General features: G+C 40.8%; 21 protein-coding genes and 1 pseudogene. 6 read left to right on the forward strand and 16 right to left on the reverse strand.

Annotated features, from left to right (window positions below; translation table 11 throughout):
- Positions 1-15 precede the first annotated feature (15 nt).
- From BWI44_RS15165 to BWI44_RS15205, 9 genes are all read right to left on the reverse strand, one after another.
- Positions 16-1,713, reverse strand: a complete 1,698-nt coding sequence (locus tag BWI44_RS15165; protein ID WP_007662785.1) for an alpha-amylase family protein — start codon at positions 1,711-1,713, stop codon at positions 16-18.
- An 8-nt stretch (positions 1,714-1,721) separates the two neighbouring features.
- Positions 1,722-2,555 carry a patatin-like phospholipase family protein gene (locus BWI44_RS15170; RefSeq protein WP_117691398.1) on the reverse strand — a complete coding sequence of 278 codons (834 nt, stop codon included), beginning with the start codon at positions 2,553-2,555 and terminating at the stop codon, positions 1,722-1,724.
- Between the two features lie 163 nt (positions 2,556-2,718).
- Positions 2,719-4,230 (reverse strand): 4Fe-4S binding protein, encoded by a 1,512-nt coding sequence (locus BWI44_RS15175; RefSeq protein ID WP_195209447.1) that lies wholly within the window; start codon positions 4,228-4,230, stop codon positions 2,719-2,721.
- A 27-nt stretch (positions 4,231-4,257) separates the two neighbouring features.
- Positions 4,258-5,193, reverse strand: a complete 936-nt coding sequence (locus BWI44_RS15180; RefSeq protein WP_117691399.1) for a DUF362 domain-containing protein — start codon at positions 5,191-5,193, stop codon at positions 4,258-4,260.
- 39 nt (positions 5,194-5,232) lie between these two features.
- Entirely contained in the window at positions 5,233-5,628 is a 396-nt protein-coding gene (locus tag BWI44_RS15185; RefSeq protein WP_195209446.1) for a phosphoribosyltransferase, read from the reverse strand.
- 24 nt (positions 5,629-5,652) lie between these two features.
- Positions 5,653-6,162 carry an ECF transporter S component gene (locus tag BWI44_RS15190; protein WP_117691400.1) on the reverse strand — a complete coding sequence of 170 codons (510 nt, stop codon included), beginning with the start codon at positions 6,160-6,162 and terminating at the stop codon, positions 5,653-5,655.
- Between the two features lie 153 nt (positions 6,163-6,315).
- A complete protein-coding gene (locus BWI44_RS15195; protein ID WP_117691401.1) occupies positions 6,316-7,437 on the reverse strand; it encodes a DUF362 domain-containing protein in 1,122 nt (373 codons plus the stop codon).
- Between the two features lie 108 nt (positions 7,438-7,545).
- Complete coding sequence (locus BWI44_RS15200; protein WP_195209445.1) at positions 7,546-8,028, reverse strand: HU family DNA-binding protein; 483 nt, start codon at positions 8,026-8,028, stop codon at positions 7,546-7,548.
- A 230-nt stretch (positions 8,029-8,258) separates the two neighbouring features.
- Entirely contained in the window at positions 8,259-9,149 is an 891-nt protein-coding gene (locus BWI44_RS15205; RefSeq protein ID WP_044534502.1) for an EamA family transporter, read from the reverse strand.
- Between the two features lie 297 nt (positions 9,150-9,446).
- Between BWI44_RS15205 and BWI44_RS15210 the strand changes: the two genes are divergently transcribed.
- Both BWI44_RS15210 and BWI44_RS15215 read left to right on the forward strand, forming a co-directional pair.
- On the forward strand, positions 9,447-10,199 hold the full coding sequence (locus BWI44_RS15210; RefSeq protein WP_007662766.1) for a class I SAM-dependent methyltransferase: 753 nt from the start codon (positions 9,447-9,449) through the stop codon (positions 10,197-10,199).
- Positions 10,200-10,240: 41 nt separating this feature from the next.
- A pseudogene (locus BWI44_RS15215) lies at positions 10,241-10,960 on the forward strand (class I SAM-dependent methyltransferase); the annotation flags it as partial.
- 30 nt (positions 10,961-10,990) lie between these two features.
- Here BWI44_RS15215 and BWI44_RS15220 read toward each other — a convergent pair.
- Entirely contained in the window at positions 10,991-11,737 is a 747-nt protein-coding gene (locus BWI44_RS15220) for a DUF1349 domain-containing protein (RefSeq protein ID WP_021967548.1), read from the reverse strand.
- A gap of 297 nt (positions 11,738-12,034) precedes the next feature.
- Between BWI44_RS15220 and BWI44_RS15225 the strand changes: the two genes are divergently transcribed.
- Positions 12,035-12,763 carry a nitroreductase family protein gene (locus BWI44_RS15225; RefSeq protein ID WP_195209444.1) on the forward strand — a complete coding sequence of 243 codons (729 nt, stop codon included), beginning with the start codon at positions 12,035-12,037 and terminating at the stop codon, positions 12,761-12,763.
- A gap of 302 nt (positions 12,764-13,065) precedes the next feature.
- Here BWI44_RS15225 and BWI44_RS15230 read toward each other — a convergent pair whose 3' ends face one another.
- Complete coding sequence (locus tag BWI44_RS15230) at positions 13,066-13,290, reverse strand: DUF4248 domain-containing protein (RefSeq protein ID WP_007214061.1); 225 nt, start codon at positions 13,288-13,290, stop codon at positions 13,066-13,068.
- Between the two features lie 207 nt (positions 13,291-13,497).
- On the opposite strand from BWI44_RS15230, the gene BWI44_RS15235 reads away from it, so the two are divergent.
- Entirely contained in the window at positions 13,498-14,595 is a 1,098-nt protein-coding gene (locus tag BWI44_RS15235; protein WP_195209443.1) for a DUF4934 domain-containing protein, read from the forward strand.
- Here the strand turns inward: BWI44_RS15235 and BWI44_RS15240 are convergent.
- The 4 genes from BWI44_RS15240 to BWI44_RS15255 all read right to left on the reverse strand — a co-directional run bounded on the left by BWI44_RS15240 (position 14,584) and on the right by BWI44_RS15255 (position 16,526).
- Entirely contained in the window at positions 14,584-14,907 is a 324-nt protein-coding gene (locus BWI44_RS15240) for a hypothetical protein (RefSeq protein ID WP_044534728.1), read from the reverse strand. The genes BWI44_RS15235 and BWI44_RS15240 overlap by 12 nt on opposite strands.
- Positions 14,908-14,915: 8 nt before the next feature.
- Positions 14,916-15,737, reverse strand: coding sequence for an RNA polymerase sigma factor (locus BWI44_RS15245; protein ID WP_195209442.1), 822 nt, complete (start codon positions 15,735-15,737; stop codon positions 14,916-14,918).
- Between the two features lie 176 nt (positions 15,738-15,913).
- Positions 15,914-16,252 carry a type II toxin-antitoxin system HicB family antitoxin gene (locus BWI44_RS15250; RefSeq protein WP_007662757.1) on the reverse strand — a complete coding sequence of 113 codons (339 nt, stop codon included), beginning with the start codon at positions 16,250-16,252 and terminating at the stop codon, positions 15,914-15,916.
- Between the two features lie 16 nt (positions 16,253-16,268).
- Positions 16,269-16,526 (reverse strand): type II toxin-antitoxin system HicA family toxin, encoded by a 258-nt coding sequence (locus BWI44_RS15255; protein ID WP_007218435.1) that lies wholly within the window; start codon positions 16,524-16,526, stop codon positions 16,269-16,271.
- Between the two features lie 229 nt (positions 16,527-16,755).
- Between BWI44_RS15255 and BWI44_RS15260 the strand changes: the two genes are divergently transcribed.
- Positions 16,756-17,292 carry a flavodoxin gene (locus tag BWI44_RS15260; RefSeq protein ID WP_007662747.1) on the forward strand — a complete coding sequence of 179 codons (537 nt, stop codon included), beginning with the start codon at positions 16,756-16,758 and terminating at the stop codon, positions 17,290-17,292.
- Between the two features lie 6 nt (positions 17,293-17,298).
- Positions 17,299-17,859: a flavin reductase family protein gene (locus BWI44_RS15265; protein WP_007662745.1), complete on the forward strand. Its 561-nt coding sequence runs from the start codon at positions 17,299-17,301 to the stop codon at positions 17,857-17,859.
- A 93-nt stretch (positions 17,860-17,952) separates the two neighbouring features.
- Here BWI44_RS15265 and BWI44_RS15270 read toward each other — a convergent pair whose 3' ends face one another.
- Positions 17,953-18,549, reverse strand: coding sequence for a sugar O-acetyltransferase (locus BWI44_RS15270; protein WP_138292292.1), 597 nt, complete (start codon positions 18,547-18,549; stop codon positions 17,953-17,955).
- Between the last annotated feature and the right edge of the window lie 29 nt (positions 18,550-18,578).

The raw sequence follows: 18,578 nt of genomic DNA on the forward strand, positions 1-18,578 counted from the left end.
GTGGTAGAAATCTTATTATAGCTTGATTTTCAACATCTTTCCACTGTATCCCTCTACTGAGATTTCCGTAGCCTTATAAGGCAGCAAACTAATACTTTCCGTCTTTCCGGTTAACAAATCTACTGCCGGATAAATATCCATCTGCGGTATTTGCAGGAAATCAAAGGCATGAGAAGGCACATTGATAGCTACATCTACTGAAATGTGGTCAAAGTTCACGATAATGAACAACAATTCTTTTCCAGCTTTGCGCAAGAATGTGTATTGCTTATGCTCATTGAAGCGCCAGCCATTTGTGTTGGCATACATCAGATCGAAGAATTCTCCTTCAGTGATTGCTTTTTCTTTGTTGCAAAGCGTCAGGATGCGTTGGTAGATACTATAGATGTGTTTTTGGTCTTCCGTCAGCATCTTGCCATCGAACTTCCCACCATTCCGCCAGCGACGAATGGTATCCACGCTCCAATAATCAAAAATAGTGGTACGCCCGTCTCTGCCACTGAAACCTTCACTATCCATGCCCAGTTCACCGAATTCCTGCCCGAAATAAATCATCATCGGATTGGTATTCATACAAGCTGAAACAATCAATCCCGGAATGGCTTTACGCGGATTTCCGGCGAAGAAATCAGAAGCAATGCGCTGTTCGTCATGGTTCTCCAGGAAATTCATCATCCGTTTCTCGATGCCACCCAGACTTTGCCAGGAACGGGTAATGGCCATAGCCGAATCATAGCCGCAAATCACATTGCGAAGCGTATCATAAAGCCCTACCTTATCATATAGATAATCAAATTTTCCGCGGAATAAGTAATTCTGATATTCTGCCGGATTATAAACCTCTGCAATGAATAACAAATCAGGATGCTTCTCTTTCACTTGTGGAATCACCCATTCCCAGAACTCAACCGGAACCATTTCCGCCATATCACAACGAAAACCGTCAATATTCTTGTCTGCCCAGAAAAGAAGGATATCTAGCATCTTTGTCCAGGTGTCCGGAGTGGGATTGAAGTGACAGGTTCCACCATTCTGATAGTCCACTCCATAATTCAGTTTTACGGTTTCGTACCAGTCGGTGATATTGGGATAAGCATCGAAACGATTGTTCCCCGTAGCCTTGGCAGGACATTCTTTATAAGGTTCCGCAGCCGATCCTTTCATATCAAACTGACCGTGCAATTCGGATTGAGGGATATAGTAAAAATTATTATATGGGCTGAAAGCGTAATTAGGATCATCATTTGCACCCAACTGTGAAGTTCCGTCAGGTTGTGCATCCGAATGATATTGGCGGGCAACATGATTCGGAACAAAATCAATAATGACTTTCAGACCGCTACGATGAGTACGTTGTACCAGATTTTCAAATTCCTTCATACGTTCCTGTACATCGTTTGCCAAGTCCGGATCCACGTCATAATAATCCTTGATGGCATAAGGAGAGCCTGCTTTTCCCTTAACAATAGCCGGATGATCGGGACGTATGTTGTAACGGCGATAATCCGTTTGCGTGGCATGTTCTATGATACCGGTATACCAAATATGGGTGGCTCCCAACTTCTTTATTTCATTGAGTGCCTTGGCTGTAAAGTCCGCCATTTTACCGCATCCGTTTTCCGTTATGTTCCCGTTATTGATGCAGTGATTATGATTGTTACCAAACAAGCGCGTAAACACTTGATAGATAATCATTTTTTCATCTTTCCCCATTCTATTTTTTATTTTATGATTTGATAATTACTTTCATCTTTCCAGATGGTTCCCTGATCCGCTTTCAACTGATCCAGAAGAGTGTTAGCGGCATTGTATCCCTGCATAAATATCTCTTCTGCTTTTTCCAGTTCGGTATTGCTGTATCCCTCCAGGTTATACGGTTCTATTAATAAGTCCGCTTTTTCCCGTTCAGGGAATGTATTGGCACGGAACATGAAGTGGTAGGAACGCATGGCAATACTTACAATATTCATCTTATATTTGTGCGCCAGTAGCGGACTAACATTTACTGCCACCACTTTGCTGCAAACACGCCGGATGGTAGATACAGGTAAGTTCATAAATACCCCACCATCTACATAATGCGTTCCTTCTATTTTTACAGGAGAGAAGAGGACAGGCATACAGCAGGAAGCTGCCACACGTTCGGCAATATTCCCTTTGTGGAAATGCACCACACGTCCGTGATCGAGGTCGGTTGCAGTGATGATGAGAGGTATTTGCAATTCTTCCATCGTCTTTGCTTTCAGATTGGTTTTCAGGAAATCAATAAATTCGCCTAACTCGAACAATCCCACTTTTGGTATGACTAATTTGGTCAGGTCCTGGAACTTATGCCCGGAGAAGTAATCCAGCACTTTATGCGGTTCGTTGCCGTCTGCATAAAACACGCCTGCCAAAGCCCCTGCGCTTACTCCCGAAAGGATATTAGGTTTGATGTCATGTTCCAACAATGACTGCATCACGCCCAGATGCGCGAAACCCTTGATAAAACCACCGCTCAAAGCATATCCTATAGGATATTTGTTCGTAAACCAATTATTTGATGTTGCCTCCATGTAAAAAAACTACCATATATTTGTTCGCCACGAAATTAGTGATTTTATTGTAGGTTGAAAGTAAAAAGGGAGAAAAATGTGCTAAGTATAGAGAAAAAGCAACGCCTGCCCCCAATTTATTCAATCGAAGACAGGCGTCAGTGGGAATCGGGAAAATATTTAATCAAAAGCCGAAATCATCCACCTGAATTTCTTCCTGATGATTATCGGTGAAGGGTTTAGCCTCTTGCTGTACGGCATTTCCTTCGATGTATACGGCGCGGAAGGGGCGGGCAGGGCAGACGTATTCACAACCGCCACAACCTACACAAATTTCCGTATCTATATGAGGAATTGTCAATCCGTCCTTGAAAGGAATCATCGACAGAGCTTGCGTAGGACAATGTTCCGAACAAGCCCCACAACTGGTTCCGTCACGGTAGACGATGCAGTTCTCTTCGATGAAGACAACTTTACCCATCTGTGTCAGGTGTTTCTGCTCTTTCGTCAATGGCAGGATAGCTCCATTCGGACAGACATCCCCGCATACGGTACAATCAAAATTACAGAAACCTTTTTCAAAGAAAACGGTCGGCTGCATCATTCCCCCTAAACCATACTCCATAAAAGCAGGCTTCAGTACATGAGAGGGGCATTTGCTGACACACAGGTGGCACGAGGTGCAATGTGCCTGAAAATGTTCCTGACTGATAGATCCCGGCGGTGTTATAGGCGTCTGACGTTTATCACTTTTCATTCCGGCTGCCGCAGCTGCTACGTTCTGGGCTTGTGCCATAACTTTAGGAGTTGCGGCGGCAGTTGTCAGCCCGGCAAGTAAAAAACGGCGTTTGGAAGCGTCAGTCACCTGTTTCTCTGTTTTGAGGGGAGTGGTATAACTAAGTGCATTCTGGCGACATTCACCCAGACAATCGAAACAATCTACGCAACGACTGTAGTCAATAGTCTGTTCCGGACTATTAATACATGAGGCTTTGCATTTAGTGGCACACAGTCCGCAATGATTGCATTTTTCTGTATCGATACGTACTTTAAACAGTGAGAAGCGACTCAGAAAGCCAAGCAACGTACCTACCGGGCATATTGTGTTACACCAGGTACGTCCGTATTTCCATGCCAGAAAGCCAATCACCAAGAACGTTAACAGTCCGATAATAAAGGACGAGATGCTCAGGAGAGAAACGTCCACCTGATAGAAAGTATAGTTATTGAAACTTGAAAATATGCTTTCCAGCAAATTGTTCCCTAACATATACACAGGTTTAAACACATTGGCCGTCATACGCCCGAAAGCGCTGTAAGGATCGAGCAGACCTAAAACGACCGTAAAGCCGAAAAGAAAAGCTATAGCCGTTACACCCAATACTCCCCAACGCAGTATATTCCTGGCAGGTGAGTAGCGGAAACGTTTCTTTTTCTTAGCCGTTTTCTTGGAGATCCAGGTCACTATGTCCTGAAAGATACCCATCGGACAAAGGGTGGAGCAATAGATACGACCCAATAACAAAGTGATCAGTACTGCCAAAATAATAAAACTGAGTGACATCAATGCCGGTACAAACTGTATATGCGCCAGTCTGTGGAAACTATTTGGCAATATTTCCGCAAAATCCAGAAAATAAAAAGTTATCAGCCCGAAGATGACAACGGACAGTATAATACGTGCTTTTCTCAACATAAATGTGTATACTTTATATAGCTTGAATTAAAGTCTAATACGCTTTACATTCAGCTTATCCAAATCCATCGTTCCAATCTTTAATGCCTGTCCGTTAGCGAGGTGCGCCACACTTTCAAGTGGCATTTCGCGAACCTGGTTAAAGAATTTGGTGGCGGCTGTATCTACGGCTACAATGTCCTGTGAAATAAATAATCCCTTGGTTAATACTACATCCGAAGCAGAACGTCCTCGCGGGCCATTCGTTTTCAAAACGCGATAGGCATCCACCACATTCAGCACTGCTTTTTTATCCATTGTGCAGATATCGGCAATACATTGCTGCAAGTCGTTGGAATGGAAGAAACCGCGATCCCAGACAATACCCATGTGATTCTTCATGGAAATCGTCAGATTGGCACCTCCATGGTTTTTCAGGATGGGTACATTGATCCATACATCACTATTCAGAATGGCTTCGTGTACCTTGGCACTTTTCATGCGTACACCTTTGGGCAATGAAACTGGTTTGTAATAGCTTTCCAGATGAGCCGGCATAACCTTGGCACCCGCAGCTTTGGCAGCTTCTTCAATGCCACTGTTCTTGTAGCACTTCTGCCAGTCATCGCAAGTATGATCAAAAACCGTAACCTCCTTGGCACCTGCGGCAAGACATTGCTTCACAATTTCCGCAACGAGCTTCGGATTCGTATTACCGGCCAGTTCGGGCACTTTATCCCAACCGATATTCGGTTTAACCACTACCTTTTGTCCCGGTTTTATAAACTGTTTCATGCCACCTATTTCTGTAATAGCACGCCTGAACATCGTTTCCGGTTCTCCACCCATCACAGCTACCAGATCCACCTTGCCACCGCCAGCATTTGTCAACTTTTGCGCCAGTATGTCCATTGCTTCGGAACGCTGCACGGTCATCACCGCACCCGTTACCGCCAGAGTTTTTAAGAAATCTCTTCTATCCATAGGCTCTTTTTGAATTATTAATTACTAATTATTAATTACTTATATGATCCACGGGAACTTAAAACACGTCTCGTCAAACAAGGCATAATCTGCCGTACCATTGACTGCGAATGTTTTTATCATACGTGCCTCTTTTAGTAATTCGCACGCCAGACGAATGGTAGAGCCTGTCTTAATACGGTCATCTACCAATAAGATGCTTTTATCTTTAAAATCAAAGTCAACCGGAGTAAGCAACTGGGGTGCATCGTACTTCGGATGTTGGTATTCATCCCGCAAATTGATACGTAGCAGATGCACTTCTTTTTGCAATCGCTGGTTGATGATACCTGCCGGAACGATACCGCCATTAGCAATAGCCACGATCATATCAAAATCATCGTGGAATTCAATTGTGCGGAAGCGTTCCAGCACTTCTTCCATTGTTTTTGCCATATTGATATGGGAGATAGTCTATTATTAAAGTTTGGAAATAGCTTTCAGCAGAGCGTAACCACCGAACCATTGGATCAGCATACCCGGAATGCCGATACGGAAATCTTGTACGGCCAGGAAGAAGTTACCACATATAGCCCATTCAAAAACAGTGCCTATCACCTGGTAAGCAAGAATCACACCAAGCAATGCAACTAAGGATATCTTTTTTGTATATCGTGCAGCAAATGCAGCGGCTCCTGCAAGCAAACCGGATTTAATGAGCAACACAGGCAATGCGGCGGCAGCGGGCATGCCAAACAATAAATGATTAATCACCGGAGAAAGTAAAGCCGTAAGCAGTCCTACACGGAAGCCGAATTTATAGGCGGCAATCAGTGTAAAGAAATAGATAGGCAGCAAAGTCGGTCCACCCATGGGAACCAAATGGCAAAGCTGCGGCAATGCTATATTTCCTGCAACAAATAGGAATACGAATAAATAGGTCTTTACGTTGCTGAACGACAAAGAGTAGAGTTTAGCAGATGTTTCCATTATTCAATAAATTAGATTTTAATTTGTTATTATTATGTTTCTTCAAAATACAAAAGTAGGAGATGAGCGTTCATTTTGTTTGAAGATTTGTCTCAATCCTTACAGGTTTTGTATCGGTATGTTTGTATTAAGACTCTTTTGGACGAAAAAGGTTTAAATCTTCACCAATTCATATTGCATATTGCCCAATCCGATCTTTCCCGCATGGCGCAATCCGGCCAGCCAGTCCGTATCCGGGTGCATCATGTGGAACTTGTCATGGCCGCACAAATCATCGTGCTCATGTCCGGCAGAAAGGCGGTTACCTGTGTGCAGTATAGGAGCTTGGATGACCATATCCGCGCATGCTTTATCCAGAGCCACCGGGTCTGTAGAAGCCAGAATACCGAGGTCGGGAACAATAGCAGCATCATTATGATTCCAACAGTCACATTCCGGAGATACATTCATTATAAAACTGATGTGGAAGTTGGGCTTATCTTTCACTACGGCCAGTGAATATTCGGCAATCTTATAGTTTAAGCGTTCGGACGTATCTTCATCGCCCATAATGGCGCCGTCATACTGGCACAAGGCGACACACTGTCCGCAACCTACGCATTTAGTGTAATCTATTTCTGCTTTGCGTCCTGCATTCAGGTGTACGGCATCGTGTGCACAGTGCTTCACGCAGATATTGCAGCCGATACAACTTCCCGTATCTATTTTGGGTTGAGAGGCCGAATGTAGTTCCAATTTTCCGGCTACGCTGGCACAGCCCATGCCTAAATTCTTTAAAGCTCCGCCAAAGCCGGCCTGTTCGTGCCCTTTAAAGTGATTCATGCTGATGATAATATCCGCATCGGCTATGGCAGTACCAATCTTGGGGGCGGTACAGTACTCACCGTTCAAGGGAATTTCCCGGCAATCCGTACCTTTTAATCCATCTCCGATGATGACCTGGCATTGGGCGGATATAGGATTATAACCGTTTTCCATTGCGCTTTGCAGGTGATCGACGGCATTGGCACGACGGCCTGAATATAGTGTGTTACAGTCCGTCAAGAAAGGTTTTGCACCATTGTTGCGCAATAGGTTTGCCATGCGAGCCGCGTAGTTCGGACGAAGATAAGCAAGGTTTCCCGGCTCACCGAAGTGAATCTTGATAGCGACAAAACTGTCTTTTAAGGGTAGCTGTTCAATACCTGCCCGCTTTACCAGGCGCTCCATCTTATCCAGAAGATTGGAAGTAGGAGAGGTACGCAGGTCTGTGTAGTAGACTTTTGATGTTTCCATATTACCTATTTATAGTTATAATATGTGCAAAAATAAGAGATATTATCCATATAAATAGGTATAGAAACAAAAAAAGTAGCGAAGTTCTTTCGCTACTTTAATTTGGCATTATCCTAACGGATCATCCTCTATACCACCGTCACCTCCCTGGCTACCGCCGCTACCGTTACCACCGGAACTGCTTCCATCCGTATAATCTGTATCAATGGGAATGGCGCGGGTTACGCTCATTTCTCCCAAAGTACGTTGGAAAATCTTCCCTGAAGTGAATACAATACGCTTACGTACTATATTGCTTGCCGTAACACCTTCTGCGGTATCCGCACTTTTGGCCTTAATGGTGGGGCGAAAGATGCCGAACTCTCCCAATTGAACGCTCTTTCCGTCATCAATATCCTCCGCCATCATATCAACCAGACCGCTGACTACCAAATCTACCACTTTTCGATGGACTCCGCAAAGTCGACTGACCTTTGCACACGTTTTACTAAAACTCATCTGTCCCGAACGTACAGATTTTGCTACATACTTCTCAGTCTTTGTGTCGTCAAAGCCAAACACTCTCTTGGTCACTACATACTCTAAAGCCATAATAATTAAAGTTTAATAGGTTGAAAAAATAAGGTTTACTGTTGTCATTTGTTTCAGATGACTTTGCAAAGGTACTATACGGCACAAGGGAGATTGTCCCCTTTCGGTACCTTTAAACAAATAATTCGGAGGAAAATATTAATATACATTTCTATCTAAATAAGAACCAATACTTTACCCCAAATACCGTGCGATTCTTTTTTTATCTTTTTATCGTAAAACCTATATATTCACCTTTTAGATTTATAAACTTTATAATAATTCATTATGCAAATAGATGCAAGCATAATCACTATTCCAACAATTTGCAGGGAACCTATTTGCTCTTTCAACACTATTCTTGCACAAATAATGGCAACGGGAAGCTCTACAGTCATTAGTATAGAACTGATACCGACACCAATCTTTGAAATGCCGGAGGCAAACAAGGCTGTCGGAACAGTCGTACCCACAACGGCAAGAAATATAGCCCAACAGAAGAATTTGTCATTTAGATAATCACTTGACAGAATTATTTCACTGTTTATTGAAAATAGACACAATGAAGATCCCATCATTATAACCATGCTTTTAGTTTGCCAACGAACACTCTTGCTAACCCGACTGTTGGCTATGATATACACGGTATAAGTGAGTGAAGAGCTTAATGCAAACAGGACGCCTTTCATCGAAAACTCCCATGCTTTTGCCCCAAGGATATTTCCAGCCATTATCGTTCCGACCAAGATAAATGAAACAGTAATCAATTCAGGTTTGGACGGTTTGCTTTTAAATATAAGCCATTCCAACAACAGGCTGAACCATGTGAACTGCATAAGGATGACGATAGCCAATGATGCCGAGATGTAACTTACGGATTCATAATAAAAGAAATTTGTTAGTCCGATAGCACTGCCTGTAAAAAGTAAGAATATAAAATTGCCGAAGGTCAACTTACCCTTGATATTCTTTCTTGTGGAAAAAGCATATATTGCAAGTAATAAGGCGGCGATAAAAGCCTGCCAAAAAGATATTTCAGCGGCATTGAAGCCTTTTGTGTACGATAGTTTCACAAAGGAAGACATCGTACCATACATGGTTCCACCGAGCAGAACCATGAAAATGTATTTCAGATTTTTCATTTCAAAGTTGTTTTTATATTAATAAAACCAAAAGATTTGGCTGAACAACCTTGAATAAGGAATAGGTATAATCCTTCTATTCCAATACCCTTGAAAGGTAGGAAAATGATATAAATGGAATCCGGTTGCTCAGCTTTTAGACTGCTACCGGGGGATTGTTTGTAGTAAACAGGTTATTGTAATACATCTGTAGTTCTCTTAAGAATATCTGCAAAGATAGGAAAAAACACGATAAATAGTACTACCTTTGTATGTTTAACAGTAAATACTAGTACTCACCAGATATTGAAGAATCAGATGAATAGCAATTATAAAGTTGGGGATTTAATTTATGATGCGAATATTTATGATGGAATGAATACCCATATAGATGATTTGCTATTTTACAAGCGATGGCTGCCTAAAAACAAGTCTGCCTGTATACTTGAACTTTGTTGCGGTACAGGCAGACTTACTATTCCGATAGCACAGGAAGGATATGATATCAGCGGGGTAGACTACACTGCTTCTATGCTTGAACAAGCGAAAGTAAAAGCTGCCGGAGCAGGATTAGAAATAGAATTTATTGAGGCTGACATCAGAATTCTCGATTTAAAGAAGAAATATGACCTTGTCTTTATTCCTTTCAATTCGATCCATCATTTATATCAAAATGAAGATTTGTTTAAAGCATTACGTGTGGTTAAAAATCATCTCAAAGCAGGAGGCATATTTTTGTTAGATTGTTTTAATCCCAATATCCAATACATTGTAGAACATGAAAAAGAGCCAATAGAAATTGCTGAATATACCACCAAAGATGGGAGAGAAGTATTGATAAAGCAGATGATGCGATACGAGAGCAAAACTCAGATAAATCGCATAGAATGGCACTATTTCATTAATGGTGAGTTTGATTCTGTTCAAAATTTGGATATGAGGCTATTCTTTCCTCAAGAGTTAGATTCATACCTGGAATGGAACGGTTTTGAAATTCTTCATAAGTTTGGCAGTTTTGAAGAAGAAGCATTTTGTGATTATTCGGAAAAACAGATTTTTGTTTGCCAATGAGCTATTAATGAATAATATGAAAGAACTATCTACAAGAAAGCATGAGAATCATAGATCATAAACCTGTTTTATTTGAAAAGTCCGCTCATAACATTTGGACCGACCCGTATATTCAGCAGCAGATATTAAAAGATCACCTTGATCCGCAATCTGATGGTGCCAGCCGAAAGCGGGAATCAGTTCTGAAGATAGTGGATTTCATACTCCAGCACACAAAGCCCCAAAGTCATTTGCTTGATTTAGGTTGCGGTCCGGGACTGTACACATCGCTTTTAGCAGATAAGGATTATATGGTGACGGGCATTGATTTTAATAAAGCTTCTATAGAATATGCCATTGGAAAACGGGAGGAAATCAACTATATTTTGGGTGACTACATCAATAATTATCCTATGGGTAAGTACGATGCAATCACCATGATCTATTGTGATATGGGAACCCATCCGGATAGTGATCGCGACCGATTGCTGGACAATATATATTTTTCGCTGACTGATGGAGGTATTCTCATTTTTGATGTTTTCTCGGAAGGGATTATTGATGACAGACAGGAAAGCCGGGATTGGAAATATGCCCCTTGCGGTGGGTTCTGGAATGAAAGTGAATATTTACTTCTAAGCCAAACATTCCATTATCCGGAGAACAAAGTTTTTGCATATCAATATAACCTGATACTTGAAGACACAGCCAAACATTTCATCATTTGGGAAAGGTATTATTCGGAGGAAGAAATAACAAGTATATTGAAAAAGGTAGGATTCCGCAAAATTACACTTTCAATATATAATGGTTTATTCTCCCAAGCGGAAATCGCTAACATTATCGTGAGACAAAGAAATTTCTTCAAAACGACTTGTGCAGCTGCCTTTTTGAGGACACTGGCTACTGATGCCCAAATAGATGTTCTTGGGATAACAATTCTTGTATAGACGAACCATGTTCCATCTTTTCTTGTCGATGGAATAATAGCTGGCAATGGTTTTTGTATCAGATGAAATCTTCAGGTAAACAGATGAAACATCTAATTTATCATGATTATTATCATCGGATGTTCCTTGTGTTCTTACTGTAACAATACGGTGGTTACCGTATTCATCCTGTTCAAATGCCAGTTTCTGCCAGAGTGAATCACAAGAATATACAAAAAGGTCAGCTGCATTATACAATCCCTCCGTTGTGAATTCCGGAGTAACCTTGGCTATTAACGTAAAAGGTTTCGTGTTCTCAACGGGGACAAGCAGAATAGGAAGCGTTGTATTTGACAGTTTTCCATTCGGGTCACTGAAGAAATCCAGTCCTTCGGCACAATGGAATTCCAATGCGCCATCATCAAGCAGTTTCACGCAATTTTCAGCTCCATTGATGGCATTAGTGAAAGTGATGTTTCCCGCACTGATTTTGCAATCTGTAACTTTGTTCATAACTGTTTCGTTCATTGTTTGTTGAGACTCATCTTGCTTAGCAGAATTGTTAGATTGGCAAGAAGCCAATATGATGCTTCCTGCAAGAATTACTTGACAAATAGTATTACTTTTCATTGCTTAATAGATTATGAATGATTAATTTTTTGCAAAAATAGTCTGTTTCGACCATTCACACAATGGTGAAAAATAACCAAATTCATAAAGGGACAATAAACTGGTTTGGGAAAGCATCACGAATTAGTGATATACAGCACATCGATATTCTGATTACACGAAAAGTCCGGTTAGTTGAGGAACAATTAGCTTATGGAGATGTTTTTAATCTTATACTATAGAATTAATTCTATGGGTATCCTGAAGTTTTTTAGCTCTAAGGAAAAGTATAATAGTATTATAACATTTTACAGCATTATGAATTTAGACGAAGTCCTCCATTATCGTCGCTCTGTGCGAGCGTATGACAGAACAAAACTGATAGATCCGGAACGAATAAAACATTGTCTGGAATTGGCAACATTAGCTCCCAACAGCTCGGATATGCAGTTGTGGGAGTTCTATCATATCACTCAGCCCGAATTACTGGCAAAGGTTTCAAGAGCTTGTCTCGATCAGAAAGCCACTTCTACAGCTTCACAAATAGTCGTTTTCGTGGTGCGGCGTGATTGGTACAGGAAACATGCGCGGTTTGTACTTGACTTCGAGCGGGAGAATATCCGGCGTTACAGTCCGAAAGAACGTCAGGCCAAACGCATCAAAAACCGGGAATTATACTATGGCAAATTGATGCCGTTTGTTTATGCCCGTTTCTTTGGAATTTTGGGATTATTCAGAAAACTACTGGTTAATATCATCAGCATTTTCCGCCCGATAATGCTCGAAGTCTCCGAAAATGATATGCGCGTGACTGCCCATAAATCTTGTGCACTCGCTGCTCAAACGTTTATGATTGCTATGGCAAACGAAGGGTATGACACTTGTCCTCTGGAAGGTTTAGATAGCCGTCGGCTAAAAAGGATACTGAAATTGCCTCATGGTGCTGAAATAAATATGGTTATCCCCTGTGGAATACGGGACGGAAATAAAGGAATTTGGGGAGAACGGTGCAGAGTACCATTTGATGAAGTTTATCGTAGAATTTAAAGTCGTTTTTTGATTATCAGTTCATGCTATATGTCAGGTATTGTAAAAATGTAAAGTTCGTTTATACTAAGTAAAATAGAATATATCATAGTCTCAAATATAGACAAATTATAGGCGTTTTTCTGCCTTGTTCAGCTTCCTGTTATTCGTTTTTTAAGAATAACGGGAACGTTTTTAAAGAATGTGCTCAACGTTTATTAAAAACGTAAAAAGCCTCTTTTAGGCCTAAATTTGATAAATATCAACAAAAAAGGCGGTGATTCTTATGAAGAACAACCGCCTTTTCTATTTATTATCTATTATTATTCCGGGAATGGATCACCCAGATTCTCTATTATCAGCCCGTATTGCTTGGGAGAGAGCCAACGATGATTATAAGGCTGATAGCCCGTTTCAACTAAAGCAGTCGCCAGATTTGTACACCTTTTAATGCTTCGTTGTAAAGATCTTACCGCATTTTTCGGAGTGGAACAACCGGGGAAATACATACCGGCCAATTCGGAGAAAGAAAGAATCAGTTTTGCCATTTGCTAAGGTTTTAGGTTTAATATTAAAATTCAGTTTTTTAAAGCTCTACAAAGATACTACATCAGAAAGGCGAAGTCAAGTATTTGGGTTGGTTTTTCCGACTTTTATTTTTTCTTTTTTTATTCTTCTCATTTTTCTGAGATAACATCTTGTATATTCGTTTTTTTTTATAAATTTGCCCAATTTACAACATAACAAAAAACAATATGCGACACTCTTGTATTTCCTTTCTCGGCATCTCTCTTTTTCTTCTCACGGCTTGTTCCGGAGAAAAAGGTTCACATGATCAGGTTTCTACAGTCAGTATTGATAAAGGCGTCGAACACTTTGATGCGGACTACACTTCGGCACAATATCAATCTCTTTTCAAAAATCCGAAAACGATTCGGTTGGAAACGAATGATAAATGCTTGTTGAGTGCTAATGCGTACCTGCTTAATGTGACTCCAAAGTACATAGTTATCGGAGATAAGACGAGTTTTTATTTCTTTAATGCCGAAAACGGTTCTTTTCTTTCTGTGATGGACAGGAAAGGAAATGGACCTGAAGAATATGCCGACATCTTTTCCCGCTTTTTTGATGAAGAAAAAGAGTTGATTTATGTTGCTACTCCTAATAAGACTAAATTATATAAGCCGGACGGGACTTTCGTCAGCGAATACCCCAAAGATAGTATATCCAACTTTATTGGTGTATCCAACGGATATTGGGGAACCTACAAAAGAGAATATCAGAAATCGCACTTAGTAGCCTTCTTTGATAAGGACTGGAACATGAAACAATCTTTCTTTCCTTTCGATGTTGAATCGGTGACGGGCTTTTCGGGTGGCTACATCGTGCCCAGATTCAGAGACGGAAACGACCAAGTGTGTATTGTGATTAATGATACGCTGTATGCCAGCAGAAAGGAAAAACTCATTCCCGCTGTGGCCATCAATCAGGGCAAACTAAAGATGCCGACAGATTTGAATGGCGATCTTGAACGTATGCTTACGGAAGGGAAGTATTGCATCAAAGCGGAAAATGCTTTATTGGTGAATGGCCTGTTGTTTTATGATTTCTTCTGGAATGAGAGCAGGCATTATACACTATGGGATACAAATAGCGGGGAATTGTTGACTCATTCGGAAAAAGGATATGTCATGCCTTATAATGAGAAAGCAATTGTAAATACTCCCGTTTCCCTTATCCGGAACAACAAGGCATATACATTGCTTTCTATTGATAAATTGGTTCAATATGGTTTAGCTAATGAGGAGGATGACTCAAATCCTACATTGCTCTGTGTGGATTTAGGAAACTGAAATATAGTGTCCAGCAAGTCCAACCAATGTTCCCAATATTACGGCATTGAATGCTATTATTGGCAAAGATTTCTTATCCGAATGTCCTACTTGAATAAGCATCGGGATAGTTAGTGCCAAGCCTACAACACCTCCTTCCAGCCACCAGGGAATATGAGGTATGTCTACATTGAGAATAATGATTGAAACAAAGAAGTAATGGAAAAACGCCGAAACGGTGGAGTAGCGGGGAAGTTTCTGCATAATCATAGGAATGATGTCTATGACTCCGGCAATCAATCCGATAATTGCCGAGAAAAATAATTTGTCCATGTCAGATATTATTTAGTTAGTGATGAAAAATCATCTGTTTTAAGCAGATTGAAAAGATATTCTTTGGCTTGCTGTTTAGAAGAGTGTCTGAGTAAGTTTGAATACAGAGCTGTCGCGGCATCAATGTTTTCCATGGCAGACTTCGATGTGGAGATTCTCTCCGGTACCAATGATGATGAGTAAGGCAGGGCAGGATCGATACGATGTTGGCTGAGGGCATAATTTACCCGGTTCATACAGTTACATTTCTTGCCTCCTGCGTGCTCGCAATATTCTGACAGGAAAGAACTCATTACTTTTCTGGAGCGTGACAGCCGTTGCCTGAAGTTGTCAGCCGACAATCCTGTAATCTCACTTCCCAGCCGGCTGTCTACATCAAACATGGTTCCCAGAATGAAGATTAACCTGTCAAATGGATTTAAGCATTGAAGCAAAACGTTGGTGCATGACAGTTTCAGCTCTTCCGAGAAAATCTTTTTCTCAGCCAGATTCGTTTGGTCAACTGAAGAGGCGACATATCTGTCTATATCACTCCCGAAGATTTCAAAAGACAAAGGATGATTTGCGAAGTCTTTATTCTTCTCATTGATTAAATGGTTTACGGCTATTTTATACACCCATGTCGAAAATAAACTTTTTCCTTTATAAGAAGAAAGGCTTGTGATGACCTTTATCAGAATGTCTTGCTTTGCGTCTTCGGCATCTTCAATCCGCCCGAGCATGCGCAATGACAAATTAAACACCGGGCCTTCAATATTTTCAATGATTGCTTCTAATGCCTCTTTAGAGCCATTTATCGCTTGGTCCACATGATAAATTTCTATTTCCATGATTTCTGTTTTATATATTTAGACATGGGCCGAAGAGGATTGTGACAGTCATTTGTGTTTTTAACATTAAAAAAATGCAGAGACTATTCTTTTTATCGGATAATCTCTGCAATACCACATACATGCTTTACACTCAGCGGAGTTTTATAGTGATTATAATAGAATGAATTTCTATTCTATAACATAGCTGTAATTTGCTTCTCCAGTGCTTGTTTGATGAAAGCATTGATAGAGATACCTGCACGCTGTGCCAGCATTGCGATATGGCTATGTATCTCAGGAGTCAGACGAACATTTAATGATCCTGAATAGCTTTTGTGCGGTTGTACCCCTTCTTCTTCACAATAAGCCAGATAATCATCGACTGCTCCATGAAATGCTTCTGTCAGTTCTTGAACACTCTGTCCTTCGAAATTAACCATTCCATTTATTCCTTCTATTTTACCGAAAAAAACGCTGTCTTCTTCACTGAAGTTGACAGACCCAATGAAACCTTTGTACCTTAATGTATTCATAATAATACTCCTTTCTTCATTTTATAAAACCTGCATCCATCAAATCATTTAATACTTGTTTCATTGCATACCCTTTGATAAGGTTGCCGGGATGAGGTTTGTGAATCATTATAGGGCGTTTGTCTCCATTCTTAAAGATAACTCTCGAACCGGAAGTTTTACCTTTATTCGATTTTTCATAACCAAATATCGACAACAAGCGTTCCATTTCTTCAAATGTAAAATTTGCTGGTAACGACTTGAAACGTTCGATAAGTTTTTCTTTTGTTCCCATTCATTTATAAGTTTCAGCAAATGTAACTACAAAATAGTTACAATCCAATAATAGGGGGTATAAAGTATGTCAAAAGGAGATACATCCGTAATATTGGTTATATATTCCGTAATTTATATACCTGCATACTGGGTAATACTCCGTAATTTTGTATCATTGCAATATGCTTCCCGAATCGAAGCGTTTGCTACGGAAAAGTAATCTATGTTTGAACTAAATAATATATCGTATGAAAAGACTTACATTCTTTATGGTAGCGATTATGGCGTTATGTTTGACCGCAATCGCACAGAAACAAAGTTCTAAGACATTGGTTGCCTATTTCTCGGCAACGGGAACAACAGAAAAAGCAGCCAAGGTCGTTGCTGAAGTCACAAGTGGTACTCTCTACGAAATACAGCCTGCGAAGAAGTACACCTCTGCTGATCTGGATTGGCACGACAAGTCCTCACGCAGCAGTGTGGAGATGGCGGATGCTAAATCACGTCCTGCCTTAAGCTCCAAAGCGGAAAACCTGGCGGACTATGATACTATTTATATTGGTTTTCCCATCTGGTGGAATTTAGCTCCGAGAATCATTAATACTTTTATAGAAAGTGGTGATTTTTCAGGTAAGACAGTGATTCTGTTTGCCACGTCGGGCGGAAGCAGTATCTCCAATTCCGAAAAGGAATTGCAGAAAACTTATTCCAATTTGAAGTGGCAGAAAGGCAAACTGCTGAACGGTGCAACCAAAGAAGACATTAAACAATGGACTCAAAAATAAATTAGTATGAGAAAGAATTACGGAGCAAAACCCTTTTCCTATCCGCAGCCGGTGTTTATCATCGCTGCTTATGATGAAAATGGACTCCCCAACGCTATGAATGCGGCTTGGGGTGGTATCAGTGAAATGAAAGAGATCAGTATTTGCATCAGCGAAGGACACAAGACCACTGCGAATATCCTGAAGCGCAAAGCATTTACAGTAAGTATGGCGGAAGTGGGGCAGGTTGTTGCATGCGATTATGTAGGTATCGTTTCCGGCAATAAGGTAACGGATAAATTCGCCCGTGCAGGCTTCCATGCCACCCGTTCGGAGTTCGTGGACGCTCCGTTGATTGACGAACTGTCCGTAGCGATGGAGTGCAAACTGAAAGATTATAATCCCGAAACCTGCATCTTGCGTGGAGAGATCGTAAATGTGAGTGTAGACGAGCGTGTACTTGATGAAAACGGGAAAGTAGATGCTTCCAAAGTAGCTCCTATCATCTTCGATCCGTTCAACAATGATTATCTGAAGGTGGGCGAAAAGGTGGGTAAGGCTTTTTCGGATGGTAAGGCATTGAAATGATTCTAAAATCAGGTCTTCCCCAAAAATATTCCTCAAAGTATGACTTAAATACTTTGAGGAGTACAGAGCAATGATATATTGTGATCGTTTCTGTCAAACGACTTCATTATCAATTTGTTTAATCACCCTGCAAGGATTTCCTACGGCTACGCAGTTGTCAGGAATAGAGCGAGTTACTATACTGCCGGCACCTATGACACTGTTTTTTCCAATTGTCACTCCTGGTAGGATTATCGCACCACCACCAATCCACGCTCCATCATTTATTCTTACGGGGAGTGCATAGGTTTTGCAAATACCTTCTCCTGCTTCCCAATCCGCTACGACTCTTTCTTGCAATTTGGTAGAGTGGGTGGCGGTGTATATCTGTACATTGGACGCTATCAACACATTGTCGCCTATCTCAATGATGTTATTGTCTACAAACGTACAGTTCATATTGATGATAACCTGATCACCGATGAAAATATGCTTCCCGTATTCACAATGGAAATCAATATCAATATGGACATGTTCTCCCATTTTGCCAAACAAATCATGAAAGATTCGCTTTCTCTGTTCCGTGTCGGCATAGTCCGTTTCATTTAGCCGCTTCAACAATCTTTTAGCATTCAGCGTCATATCTGCCAATACTTTGTCACCGCCGTTGAACGGTTCTCCGGCTAAGCACTTTTCCAATTCTGTTTTCATATATTGCAATCTACTAATTTTTAGAGCAT

The organism is Bacteroides sp. Phil13, assembly GCF_001940965.1.
GTDB classification, from domain to species: Bacteria; Bacteroidota; Bacteroidia; order Bacteroidales; family Bacteroidaceae; genus Bacteroides; species Bacteroides intestinalis.